The organism is Vibrio sinaloensis (genome assembly GCF_023195835.1).
GTDB classification, from domain to species: domain Bacteria; phylum Pseudomonadota; class Gammaproteobacteria; order Enterobacterales; family Vibrionaceae; genus Vibrio; species Vibrio sinaloensis_C.
On record NZ_CP096199.1, the window covers coordinates 1626537 to 1639398 of the forward strand.

At 48.9% G+C, this 12862-nt stretch carries 13 protein-coding genes; 3 read left to right on the plus strand and 10 right to left on the minus strand.

Features of this window, described 5'->3' with window-relative positions:
* Window positions 1-130 precede the first annotated feature (130 nt).
* A complete protein-coding gene (locus tag MTO69_RS07345; RefSeq protein WP_248327912.1) occupies window positions 131-1000 on the minus strand; it encodes a LysR family transcriptional regulator in 870 nt (289 codons plus the stop codon).
* Window positions 1001-1156: 156 nt separating this feature from the next.
* On the opposite strand from MTO69_RS07345, the gene MTO69_RS07350 reads away from it, so the two are divergent.
* The 3 genes from MTO69_RS07350 (at window position 1157) to MTO69_RS07360 (ending at window position 3608) form a co-directional block, all read left to right on the plus strand.
* Window positions 1157-2392, plus strand: coding sequence for an MFS transporter (locus tag MTO69_RS07350; RefSeq protein WP_248327914.1), 1236 nt, complete (start codon window positions 1157-1159; stop codon window positions 2390-2392).
* Window positions 2389-2961: a DUF1415 domain-containing protein gene (locus MTO69_RS07355; RefSeq protein ID WP_248327916.1), complete on the plus strand. Its 573-nt coding sequence runs from the start codon at window positions 2389-2391 to the stop codon at window positions 2959-2961. Before MTO69_RS07350 ends, MTO69_RS07355 begins: the two co-directional genes overlap by 4 nt.
* 71 nt (window positions 2962-3032) lie before the next feature.
* On the plus strand, window positions 3033-3608 hold the full coding sequence (locus MTO69_RS07360; RefSeq protein ID WP_248327918.1) for a nucleoside triphosphate pyrophosphohydrolase family protein: 576 nt from the start codon (window positions 3033-3035) through the stop codon (window positions 3606-3608).
* Window positions 3609-3952: 344 nt separating this feature from the next.
* Here MTO69_RS07360 and btuD read toward each other — a convergent pair whose 3' ends face one another.
* The 9 genes from btuD to MTO69_RS07405 form a co-directional block, all read right to left on the minus strand.
* Window positions 3953-4708: a vitamin B12 ABC transporter ATP-binding protein BtuD gene (gene btuD / locus MTO69_RS07365; protein WP_248327920.1), complete on the minus strand. Its 756-nt coding sequence runs from the start codon at window positions 4706-4708 to the stop codon at window positions 3953-3955.
* A complete protein-coding gene (gene btuC / locus MTO69_RS07370) occupies window positions 4695-5690 on the minus strand; it encodes a vitamin B12 ABC transporter permease BtuC (RefSeq protein WP_248327922.1) in 996 nt (331 codons plus the stop codon). The genes btuD and btuC overlap by 14 nt, the downstream gene beginning before the upstream one ends.
* Window positions 5691-5772: 82 nt before the next feature.
* Window positions 5773-6801 carry a succinylglutamate desuccinylase gene (locus MTO69_RS07375; RefSeq protein WP_248327924.1) on the minus strand — a complete coding sequence of 343 codons (1029 nt, stop codon included), beginning with the start codon at window positions 6799-6801 and terminating at the stop codon, window positions 5773-5775.
* 197 nt (window positions 6802-6998) lie between these two features.
* Window positions 6999-8789 carry a M3 family oligoendopeptidase gene (locus tag MTO69_RS07380; protein WP_248327926.1) on the minus strand — a complete coding sequence of 597 codons (1791 nt, stop codon included), beginning with the start codon at window positions 8787-8789 and terminating at the stop codon, window positions 6999-7001.
* A gap of 13 nt (window positions 8790-8802) precedes the next feature.
* Window positions 8803-9417 carry a histidine phosphatase family protein gene (locus tag MTO69_RS07385; RefSeq protein WP_248327928.1) on the minus strand — a complete coding sequence of 205 codons (615 nt, stop codon included), beginning with the start codon at window positions 9415-9417 and terminating at the stop codon, window positions 8803-8805.
* A gap of 1 nt (window position 9418) precedes the next feature.
* The gene (gene cobU / locus MTO69_RS07390; protein ID WP_248327929.1) at window positions 9419-9952 is read right to left on the minus strand and encodes a bifunctional adenosylcobinamide kinase/adenosylcobinamide-phosphate guanylyltransferase; all 534 of its coding nucleotides are present in this window, start codon (window positions 9950-9952) and stop codon (window positions 9419-9421) included.
* Window positions 9949-10716 (minus strand): adenosylcobinamide-GDP ribazoletransferase, encoded by a 768-nt coding sequence (locus MTO69_RS07395; protein ID WP_248327931.1) that lies wholly within the window; start codon window positions 10714-10716, stop codon window positions 9949-9951. The genes cobU and MTO69_RS07395 overlap by 4 nt, the downstream gene beginning before the upstream one ends.
* Before the next feature lie 8 nt (window positions 10717-10724).
* Entirely contained in the window at window positions 10725-11756 is a 1032-nt protein-coding gene (gene cobT, locus MTO69_RS07400) for a nicotinate-nucleotide--dimethylbenzimidazole phosphoribosyltransferase (RefSeq protein WP_248334435.1), read from the minus strand.
* 3 nt (window positions 11757-11759) lie between these two features.
* Window positions 11760-12371: a flavin reductase family protein gene (locus tag MTO69_RS07405; protein WP_248327933.1), complete on the minus strand. Its 612-nt coding sequence runs from the start codon at window positions 12369-12371 to the stop codon at window positions 11760-11762.
* Window positions 12372-12862: the final 491 nt, after the last annotated feature.

Below are 12862 nucleotides of genomic sequence, written 5' to 3' on the forward strand. Positions count from 1 at the left end.
ACGCAGTCAATGGCATAAATTAGCTTTGGGTGCCAAAGTGCTACAAACCAGCCCTATTCGTTCGACAATTTTCACCTAAGCAACGATGACACTGATAAATACGTCTCAGGTGAACCTGATCGCTCAATGGCTAAGCGTATCGTTTAACGAAATCAATGAAGGATTTGTCGGCAATCGATAAATACCCATCACGGCGCCAAGCCAGCGCCAAATCGATTTTGACCGGGGGGGAAAATGGCACGCCAACCACCTCTTTCTCATGTTCAGTCACCAAACTGAGTAGTGCAGTAATGGCAAACTCATGCTTGACGATGCTAAGAATCATTGGCAACAGATTGGTTTCAAATGAAAAGTTCATTTCTTTGCCACACAATTTTGCTTGGCGTTCGATAAAGTTACGGTGGAAGTAGCCTGGCTTGAACATCACCAATTCATTGTCGAAGAAGTTGGGAAAGCTGACGCTATCGCAACCGGCAAACGGGTGCTCTGGTGCCACCACTGCGACCATTTCAGCCTGTAACAAATGATCGGTTTCGAGATCTTCAGGGACATTTTCATCATCAATCACCCCGATATCTAACTCGCCATTCAATAACATTTGACGGATATCGCGGGTCCCTGCGTCGACCAAAGTGAGTTTTAAGTTGGGATAACGGCTTTTAAACGCCATTAATACCTCGGGAAAGAAGTAGGACCCCATCATACTCGGTGCGCCTAACCTTACCTCTCCCTTCTCCAACCCCTTGAGTTCATCAATGGCCAGTTGGGCGTCTTCGAGTTGTTGCAACACCCTTTTCGCGTGCTCAAATAATACCAAACCTTCATCGGTTAATTGCACCGTCCGCTCTTCACGGCGAAATAGCGCCACCCCCAAATTATGCTCAAGCTTTTTAATTGAAATACTAAGCGCAGGCTGAGCGATGTGTAACGCTTTGGCAGCTTGAGTAAAGTGTTGATGCTCAGCAACCGCAACAAAATGCCTTAACTGTTTTGAGTCCATAAACTTGATAACATAAATATATTAAGATCATATTTTTAATATATTTTATATATCACGAAATGGCTGGTAGTTTGCTCACATAATCTCTATTGAGACTTAGTTTCCTCGTTTGAGGTAAACAAGTGCTCAGTTTTTTGATCCTAAATGGTACTCGCTATGATTGAACTCGCCAGCCCCGACTATCGCCGTGTGACTTTTAGCCTTGCTCTAGGCTCTTTCATTGTGTTTTGCAATCTGTACCTATTCCAGCCCATGCTGCCCTATATGGCTGAGCACTTTTCTGTTTCAGAGACCCAAGTTAACTGGATATTTGCCGCGTCGACGCTGGCGCTTTCAGTCTGTTTGGTCCCTTGGGCGGTCGCCTCTGAATCGATTGGGCGGCGTAATGTGATGCTAGTCGGGTTAACAGCCATGCCTTTCATTGGATTGGCGATGCTGGCCAGCGACTCGATGTTAGCGATAGTGCTACTCAGAGCCTTGATGGGTGTTGCCCTCGCGGCGTTTGCCTCGGTGGCCGTTGCCTACATGGTTGAAGAGTTGTCGGAACGGGCATTTAGCCATGCCATAGGCGGTTATATCGCCGCCAACTCGTTGGGAGGCATTACCGGGCGAATCGTCGGAGGTTCACTGACCGATGCTCTGGGCTGGCAGCAAGCAGTCATTGCGATGGCGCTGTTCTCGTTTGTTGCCGCGTTGGTCGTCATCGTCAGTCTACCCAAACAGCAACACTTTACGCCCCAGCGTGGCATGCTGAGATACCATAATCGCGCGTTGGTTAAGCACCTCAACAATCGTGCGATTTGGCTTGCCATGTTACTCGGCGGCATCAACTTCGCGCTTTTCGTCAATCTTTACTCGGTCATGGGGTTTAGATTGGTGGCAGCGCCACATAACCTGCCGATTGGCTTAGCATCACTGATCTTCTTATGTTATCTCGCTGGCACATTGAGCTCTAAGCTCACCTCCGTGTGGCGCAAAAGTCGAACCAGTGTTGCTGGCATGATCACCGGCAGTATCATCAGCTTAGCGGGCATGCTGGTTGCCTATATCGACACCTTGGCCTTTATGATGTTGGGTCTGCTGCTGATTAGCTTTGGCGCTTTCTTTACCCATACGTTGGCGTACGCATGGGTCAGTCAAAAAGCCACACACGCTAAAGCAACGGCTACCGCGCTGTATTTGGTGCACTACTATGTGGGTGGAAGCCTGGGCGGGTTTTTCTTGATCTATTGTTGGCAACACGGTGGCTGGGACTACGTGATCTTTGGCGGCAGTCTGCTTTACATCGGGATGTTCTTGCTTTGTCACCGATTAAAAAGTTGGGAGAGAGGATCACACCCCAGCTCAGATTCTGCTATTCTTGCGCCAAATTCTAATTTGGAAGCAAAATGACCGAATCAAGCTCCACTCAGCCTTCTGTTGCTCAGGTTGAAACCGCCGTTACCCAGTGGCTTAACGATGTTGTGATTGGCCTTAACCTGTGCCCTTTTGCGGCCAAGCCACAACGCAACAGACAAATTAAGATCGCTGTCAGCCAAGCCACGACTGAAGAGACACTGCTGGAAGACATTTTGACCGAGTTGTTTGAACTCGAAGCGACGCCTGCTGAGCAGTTGGAAACCACCTTAGTCGCTGTGCCAAATATGCTAAGTGATTTCTACGACTACAATCTATTCATTGACTGGGTTGAAGCCTTGATCCGTCAACAAGAATGGGAAGGCGTATTCCAACTGGCCACCTTCCACCCTGAGTACTGTTTTGGCGGTGCACATCCAGACGATGCCGAAAACCTGACCAACCGCTCGCCCTATCCGGTTTTTCATCTTATCCGAGAAGCGAGCATGGAAAAGGTACTCAAACACTATCCCAACCCAGAGGCGATACCCGACACCAATATCGCTCGTGTTGAGTCATTAACGGAGCAACAACGTCGTCAATTGTTCCCCTACCTCTTTTCTTAATCGTGCCGATAGCCGCTGAGCATTCGCTTTGATAGACTTAGCGCTTATTGTGTTTTTCCAGGTTTACAGACATGCATTTATCTAAACTCACCACTGACCTTTTTGATCACCTTTATCGCGATATTACCGAGTTTCGCAGTACTTTCGACCTGCCTGTCGCCTCACCTGAGAGCTTGGATGACAAAGCCGATACATTGCACACATCCCTCGCCATTGAAGAGCTCACTGAGCTGGCAGAAGCCGACAGCAAAACCGAGCAAGCTGATGCCATCGTCGACAGTGTTTATGTGTTAATGGGCCGTCTAGTCCATTTGGGCCACGACAAAATCGAAGATAACTTAGCAATCAACTATTTGATTGACTTGCTACTCAACGTGGCCGTCAACCGCGGTATCGACTTTGTTCCGTGTTGGGATGAGGTGCATTCCAGCAATATGAGTAAAGTGTGCCGCAACGAGCAAGAGTACGCAGACACAGAAGCGCATTATGCCGAGCAAGGCATTAAGCTAATGGCGGTACAAAAAGGCGATTACATTATTGCTAAGTGCGCAGAAGATTTTGTCGCGCAAGGCAAAACCATTCGTCAAGGTAAAGTGCTGAAGTCAGTCTATTATCGTCCAGCTGACTTAGCATCACTCACGCAATAAGCGTTACCCGACCATTTATTCTGATTTTTAGATAAAAAGACGCCACCTTCGGTTACCCTTAGGTGGCGTAAGCTGCCATAGTCAAAACATAAACATGGTTTCATCAATCATTGGCAAGCGACCCACCTAATAGATACTTACCAAGACCAAATCCGCCTAACAAGAACGAGAATGTATCCCTTATACCTTTGCCAATAGCGTGCCAAACTTGAAAATTTTATAACTTATTGATTTATATAGAGTTGAAAAATTAAGCTTTCGCAAGCGCAGACTAAGCTGATCAATTTAAGTGCATCACGCACCATGATTACTCTTGGTAAGGGAACTTGCTGGCTGTCGCCGCTCTAATCAAACAGCAACACTGAAGATTGATTAACACGTACTTTAGACACTTGAGTGTTGAAAACCGCAGAGAGGTATTCAGGATTAAGGACATGTTCCGTTGAACCGTAATGCTGCAACACGCCTTTATCAAGCAATAACACTTTGTCAGCGTGTTTTAGGGTGCGATTGAGATCATGATTTGACATCAATACCGCGATGCCCATGCTCGCGACGCGGTCGATGAGTTGATAGAGCAAGCTCTCTTGGCCGATATCAAGCGGGGCAGCAGGTTCATCCAGAACCAATAACTGTGCTTGTGGGTTAAGGGTTGGCCAAACTTGCAAACAGATAGCGCACAGCCTAACGCGTTGCCACTCACCGCCTGAAAGATGATGAATGGAGCGATGCAACTTGTCCGCGATATCTAGCAGCTCCGCCAGCTCCGCTACCACCTTCTCTATCTCGACGCGTTGTACCCTTAGCCATGAAGGTAACGACAAAGAAAGGTAGTGCACCACATCGAGATTAAACGCGGGTCTATCATTCTGACTGAGAAAAGCGCGATATTGAGCCAGCGATTCGACCGAACTCGATGCTACATCCAACGTGCCGATCGATGCTTCGCCTGCAAAAGGAATCAAGCCAGACAGTGCCGACAACAATGTACTTTTGCCACTGCCGTTTGGACCTATCACATGAATGATCTCTCCCGCTGCCATCTCAAACGAGAGCGGCAGCAAACGCGATCCGACGCTGATACTGTTAACGCGAATCATGATTGCTCACCAACATCCAGATAAATACCGGCGCTCCAATGGAGGTGGTCACCACACCCAGCGGCAGTTCGGCAGAGTTTAGGGCGGTGCGCGCGACTAAATCAGCCATTACCACTAAAGTTGCGCCTGCCAACGCCGACATCGGCAATAAGTAGCGATTCTCCGCCCCAAAGGCAAGTCGCAACAAATGAGGAACCACCAGCCCAACAAAGCCAATCACACCGCCAAGCGCTACCGCTCCACCAACTAAAATAGAGACCGACAAAATCAATTGCCAACGAACCTTGTCAACATCAATACCCAATTGCTTGGCATGCAACTCGCCCATCATCAATCTATCCAACAGAGCACCGCGACCACATAACCACAGCAATACCGGAATAAGCGCCAGAGTAAGTAGATGATGATACCAACTCGCCGCGCCGATACTGCCCATCAGCCAGTACATCAGCTGACGCAGACTCAGGTCATCGCTGAAATAAAATGCCCAAGTGACTACAGCGCCAGAAAGAATGCCCAGCGCTACCCCAACCAAGAGTAACTTGGTGGTCGTTAGACGCATGTTTTTGGCGATCGATACCAACAGCAGAGTAAACAGTAATGAGCCGAGCACAGCGGCGAGCATAAAACCGACCGGAGTCGCAAAGGCAGGAATAAAGAACAGCACCAATACCATCATCACGCTGGCGCCGCCGGAAATGCCGATAACCCCAGGCTCTGCCAGAACATTGCCAAGCAGCACTTGCAGCACCGCCCCGGATACGGCGAGTGCCGCTCCAACCGCCATCGCGGCCAACAAGCGAGGTAAACGTAGCTGCACGATCAATTGCTCTTGTAACCCACTGAGCGCTTGAAACGGAGAGATAAATATCTCGCCCACCATCAAGTACACACTACTCGTCACCAGCAACAGCAAACTGAAAAACAGTGCAACGCGCGTCCAGCGTTGATGTCTACGGTGCAGTAATTGGGTAAAGGCCATCGAATAAGGGAGTCTGTACAATAGAAAAGTGGCTTAACGATACCGTTAAGCCACTAAAATAGAAAGTCATTCGGTGAGAATCTTAATCGTAAACCACTTGTCCGTCTTCATAACGTGTTTTCACAGGGCAAACCATCAACGCAGCACGCTGCCCCACTTCAACATGACGGTTGGGGAAAACAATCGCTTCACCCTCGTTCTTGGCCATTAACGGCTTGTCGCCATCGTGACCAAATACTTCGCCGTGTTTGAAGGCGGTGAAGTTTTGCACATCATCATCAAACAAGAAGTCAAAGTCATCGTGGATACGCACTATGGTGCGGCTAACGCGGTACATGGTCGGCTTCTTCGGTAAATGCTCGGCTTGACTATCAGCGACAAGATCGCGCAGTGCGAGATCAAACGCGACGAGCTTATCGAGGTCGTTTTCACCGATTTTCGCCACTCGACCCAATTCAATCGTCAAAGCCTGTGCGGCAAAATTCTCAGCACTGAACCAGCTAAAGGTACTGGATGGCGCATTGGAAAACATCACCGCTTCTAAATGGGCGCTGGCCACAAACTCCATTAGCTCTTGACTGCGGACTGGATGCCTTACTTTCGGGCTGACAACAAACGAATAATGTTTAGAGAGACGAATCGCACAGTGCAAATCGAGATGCCAACGCAGATGCTGGGGAGTGCCTTGATAAAAGTCACTGACGATCTGCTTAAGGTTTTGAGCAATCGCCAGCTCTTTCGTCTCTGGATACGCTTTATCATCGAACAGGCGGTTAAGGTTAGTCTCGATAAAGCGAGTGTGTGCATTGGTCGCTTCTGGGTGAGCGTTAATAAACAGCAAACGGTGCTTGACCGGTTGAAAACCCGATTGGATGTCATTGATGATTTTATCGACGATCTCCATCGGGGCGGTCTCGTCGCCATGAATACCGCAAGAAATGATAATGTGTTTACTCTCTTCTGAGAGATGCTCTGGGACCACTTCAAGTACACCACGTTGGTGTAGAGTAAAGACAGCTCCGCCAGCAACCGTCATTTGACCGGGCGTCATTTCTTGTTCTAAATCTAGGCTGTCAAAAAGAAAAGATTGGCGAAAGAGGGTTTTCGTCATGCGCTACTCCTTTATTGCACAGCGGGTATGTTAATGAATTGTTCAGACAAATTATGTAGAGGGGATCTCACTTATTAACACGAAATGTGTGCCTCATCGTAATTTATCAATGTGCCACCAAGACTGTGGCGAAGCTCACTGTACAAATTAGCCGAGCAAATGCTCGGCTAAAGGATAATATCATGATTTCGCGTTAATTATTCTTGATCTAGCAACATTTCAAACTGATCAATTTTCGCTTTTACATGCTGAATACTTTGCTGCCAAAACTCTGGCTGAGTCAGATCCATTTCCAAATGCTTGTTCACTACCTCTTCGGCCATCATAGTGCCTGTATCGCGCAATAGTTGAACGTAGTCTGAGTAAAACTGCTCCCCTTTGCTTTCACGCTGAGCATAGACACCAATACTGAACAAATAGCCAAACAAGTATGGGTAGTTATAAAAGCTGACTTCTGAGATTGAAAAGTGCAGTTTGCTGGCCCAAAAATAGGGATCGGCCTCAGGCATGGACTCACCATACCACTCTTGCCAAGTCTCCGTCATGAGCTGACACAGCTGCTTAGGTGCCAGTTCTCCCTCGTTTCGCTGGCGATAGAAACGCTGCTCAAATTCAAAGCGCACTGGAATATTGATCATCAGCGCATAACAGCTAGAGAGCTCTTCCCATAGCATCTCCAGTTTTTCTTCGCGACTGGCGGCGTGTTCCAGTAGGTAATCGCGAACCACATTTTCTGCAAATATCGACGCTGTTTCGGCTAAGGTCATTGGGTAACGGGTTTGACACAAGGGCATATCACGCATAATCCAGTTGTGGAATGCATGGCCTAATTCGTGCGCCAATGTCAGTAAGTTAGAGCGGCTGCCACCCCAAGTCATAAACACTAATGGTGTACGCGTCGCAGCAAATTTGGTGCAGTAGGCACCTAGTCGCCTGTTTTCGCTCGGATTGGCATCAATCCAACCATTTTCTACCATGAGTTCGACAAACTGCGCCATCTCTGGGTCGACTTGTGCAAATGCTGCTTTGATGATGTCGATCGCTTCATCAAATGAGTACACCTTCGGCTCACTATCATTCAAGCTAGGCATACCAGCCAGATGGTTCCAGGGCTTCATTGTATCCAGGCCATGCACCCGTGCCATCAACTGACCCGCTTTTTGGCCAATGGCGCGATTGGACTTTGCCACTAGCATCATGGTCTCTAAGGTGGCGCTTTCAATCCTGCTCTGATGCAAGCTTGGATCTAGAAAATGGACATCGCTCAACTTGGAGCGTTTTTGATACTCCGTCAAACGCCAACCGGCCAGAGCGTTAAGGATCGCGGCAAACGACTCTTGATGGGTGTGCATCGCTTGCTGAATACCGCGCCAAACGCCCTCTTGCTTATCAAACTCAGTGCCATAAAGCAGACTCGCGGCTTGCGAAAGGCCCAGCTTGGTTTGCTTGTCATCACCGAGTTCCACCTTAAGCGAGCCGGTAATGTTGTCGTATAAACGGCTCCATGCATCGCGCCCGTCCACTTTCATTGCCGTGAGCAGCTGCTCTTCTGCAACGGACAGTTTGGTTGGTGCTAATTGACGCAGACACTCAATCTGAAACGCTTGGCCCGATACATCGCCACTTGGATGGTTAAGCACATCTTGAATAAAGCTCTCTGGCGCCACCGACAGTGTGTTTTCATAAGGAGCAAACGCTTGAGATAGCTCAGATTGCAGTTTTGCCACTCGCCCAATTAGCGCTTTCGCTTGACCATCAGCGGCATTAATTGATGCATGACACTGGGCAAAGGTGTTAATGGTAGCGAGCAATTTACCCGCCGCCTCGCGGGTTTGAATCGCATTTTGGGTGACAGACGGCGTATCACGATTGTCCACGTGAACACCCAGTGCTTGGATGCACTGTTTAATCAAATCGATATCTTGCTCAATCCTCTCATCGCTAACATCTAAGTAAGCGATGGATAAGTCCCAACTCGGTGCGGTCATAATTTGTCCTTTGCTATATAGCGAGTGGTTTGCCTATACAGCACACCCGAAAGTAGTGCTGATCAGCCAAACTGATTTGAATATGGGTGATACTTTGATGGCCGATAGCTAACGATGAATACAGCAACGGATTTTGCCAGTCTAACTTCAATACGTGGGCCAGTATCATTCTGATCGTCCCGCCGTGGCAGACGATCAAGGTATCTTGTTCATTTTGCTCTATCAAGGCTTGCCATTGCTTACTGACTCGCTGATAGAAACTCTCAAGGCTATCTGCTTGAGGTAAGGTATTGCTGGCAGGCGCTTGCCAAAACGCCTCCAACTGGGGCCACTCTTGCTGCAACTGGGCAAAAGGCACCCCATCAAACTTGCCAAACGCCATCTCTTGCCAATTGGACACAACATCAAGCGGAATGTGCGGCTGAGCGTGATGTAACGTCTGCGCCAATTGATGGCAGCGACTCAATGGTGAGGTTTGAATTCGCTGGTAGTGGAGAGCCTGCGCCTGGAGCGCTTGAGCGATTTTAGCTTGAGTCGCAGCAGCTACCTCGACATCGCTGCGACCATACAAAGCCGGTTCACCAACGGTTTTACCGTGACGCAGCAAATAGATGTTCCACGTTTTCACCTTAGCCCCCTTTGAGTATCAGAGGTAGGCCTGCACTGACCAAAGTGACCTTATTTGCAACTCTGGCCACCGCTTGATTCATCCAACCTGCATGGTCGACAAAAACACGAGACACTTCGCCCAGCGGCACGACGCCCATGCCGACTTCGTTCGATACCAATACAATACGCGCAGAGCTCGTTTGCAAAGCCTCGACTAGCTTGTTCACTTCTACCTCAATTTCAGTGGCATCAAGTGACTCGCCTTGAAAGTAGATGATGTTGTTGAGCCATAGAGTCAGGCAGTCAACTAAGACCACATCCTGCGAGCCAAATTGGGCAATGGTTTCGACCAGATTTCTCGGACATTCGTGTTCAATCCACTCGGTGTCTCGGGATTGCTGATGGCGCTCGATTCGTTTTTCCATTTCACTATCAAAGGCCATTGCGGTCGCAACATAGTGTTTGCTACGCCCCGGACTCAGTTGCTGCACCTCGGCTTCTGCGCGGCTTGATTTACCCGAGCGGGCACCACCTAAAATCAGATGAATACTCATAGTGAATGGGCCCCAAGGGCAATCAGTAGCAAATAGATAAGCAGCTCAGCCAGTTGCTGCGCTGCGCCGAGGCAGTCCCCGGTAAAGCCGCCAATACGCTTCAACAGCCAGTGCTTAAAGCCATAGCGAAACAGCACTAACACCCCGACGATGAGTAAAGTTGTCGACAATGGCAGCAGCAAGCACGGCAATAACCCGCTCAACAGTAAAATGGCCAGTTCCTGCGTCGACTGACGCTCGGCCAGCGGTTTGCTTTTACTGGCATCGCTATCGCTAACATAGGGCATATCATAAATGAGTGATGCGGCCACAGCACGGCTTAAGGTATAGCCAATCACGATCAACAGCCAAAATTGTGGCTCAGCCGCCATTTCATTGAGTAATAGAAACTTACCTAGCAGGGCCATGATCAGTGCGCTGGCTCCGTAGGTGCCGATGCGACTGTCTTTCATGATACTCAGTCGCTTCTCTACGCTCATTCCACCGCCGATACCGTCTGCCATATCGGTCAAGCCATCTTCATGAAATGCCCCTGTGAGCAACAAGCTCCAAGCCATCATCACAAACAGAGCAATATTGAGCGGTAACAGCAGCGATGCGACGTAAAAGACCAGTGCGCATAGCAGACCAAGCAACATTCCCACCAACGCAAAGTAACGTCCCGCTTGATTCATACGCTCTGCGCTGTAAGGGGTCGATGCTGGAACGGGAATGCGAGAGAAAAAACTCAATGCCAGCAGAAATAATTCAATCTGATATTTCATGTCGCGCGTCAATCAACGGTGACACCAGCTTGTTCAAAGCTAGCCATATTGTTGTAGAACTCTGCGGCGCAGCGAATCAGCGGCACGGCTAATACCGCGCCAGTTCCCTCGCCTAAACGCAGCGAAAGATCGAGTAACGGCTCTGCTTGCAAAGCTTCGAGTAAGTATTTATGCCCAGCTTCGTGAGATTGATGAGCAAATAACATCACATCTCGACAGCTTGGCTCAATCAGCGTGGCCACATACGCCGCCGCAGTGGCAATAAAGCCATCGACGATTACAGGTGTATTGGTCTCACCGGCGGCAAGAAAACCGCCCACCATCTGCACGATTTCGAACCCGCCGACTTGCGCTAACACTTGCTTAGCAGACAGCTCTTGGCAACGAGCCACCGCTTTGGCAATCAGCTCAGTTTTGAGTGCCAACTGCTCGTCGCTGATGCCCGTTCCTCGGCCAACGCATTCGCTCACGGTTCTATTCGATAGCGCAGCAAGCAAGGCAGAGGCGCTACTGGTATTGCCAATGCCCATTTCACCAAACATCACCAGATTTGAACCCTCAGCAATGATGCGTTTCACCAGTTCACGACCGAGTTCAATGCCCTGTTCAACCTGCTGGTCGCTCATCGCAGCCGATAGGGAGAGATCTGCGGTTCTATCACCCAAGCGCTGAACAATCAAATCCGGGTGTGCCTGTTCGACAGGGAGCAAAATACCGCAATCGACCACTTTTAGCTGGACCTGATTAGCGCGACAAAAGCAGTTAATCGCCGCACCTCCGGCAAGAAAGTTCAACACCATTTGTTGAGTCACCGCACTCGGTGCAATACTTATCCCTTGCTCAGCGATACCATGATCCCCTGCAAACACAATGGCAGTGGGATGGTTTAGCTCAATCTTAGTGACAGCGTCACTTTGATTAATGCTTTGAATCAAAGCAAGTTGGTGTGCCACATGTTCAAGTTGACCCAGCGCACCTGCTGGTTTGGTTTTATTGTTGATTTGATGCCAAATGGCATCGGAGAAGTGTTGTGGTAGCATCATTTATTCTGGCCGTGCGACTGAGAAAACTTGGTCTAAAGTGGCGTATTGACTGCCCCCCAGACGAGAGAGTGGGTTCACTTTTAAGGCTTCAACCACCAAGCGGTCGCTTCTATCGCCCAGCACCGCATCGTCAAGATAGACAGTTTCAATTTCGGCGAAGATGAGGCTTTGAGGCGTCGCCCCAATCTCCTTTACTTCGTGCAGCTTGCAGCCAAAAGCAATGGGGCAGTCTTTAACGCGGGGCAGTTCAAAACCCTCAAAATCGACAAGCTCAAGTTCAGCGGCCTCAACTTCCGATTCACCATGGTCAAGCGTTGCCGCGGTCTGGGTCACCGACTCGGCCATCGATTGCTGAGCGATATGCACCACTAAACGACCGGTTTCGAGCACGTTTCGCGTCGTGTCTTTCACCTCGCCAGAGGGCTTTTTCCCCACCGAAAACATCAATAAAGGAGGATTGCTGGCGATCGGAGTAAAATAGGAAAACGGCGCTAGATTATAATTTCCTTGCTCTGAGTCAGTGAGCACCCAAGCAATCGGGCGCGGGATGATGGTTTGCGTCATCAAGTGATAAATCTGGGTCGGAGCCAGTGTACTCAACTCAATATTCATGATTCCTCCTGTCTATGACATCCTTTTGCTCGAGTGTAACGTGAAATCAGCGACTTATCACCACTCACTTTCTCAGCGTTTGATTCAATTTACCTATCAAATTGCGTCCAGAATTGAAATATGTGCCGATTTGTTCGTATATTTACTTGAGGGAGAACGTATATAACGGCACAAACCGTGCATTCATTTTTATCGCAAGACTGTTTTCTTCCCATTTGATTCGTGCAAGGAGGTTGTATGTTTGCCAATCAAAAATCACAAAAGCAAAAACAGAATAAACCACAACAACGAGAGCAAAAAAAAGTGCCGCTCTCATTAACCTAGTCGAGGAACAGACCTCGCCACCACGCGAGGTCTGCAGTCTGCCACTAGATTGTACTTAATTTGAGCTTTCTCAACGTCCTACATCCTCACCTCTGCTATTCTCGTGTCACATTGCAAACATTGAGTTTGCTGTGCGCCTTGTTTAACTAAACGGCGCGCTAACTTTG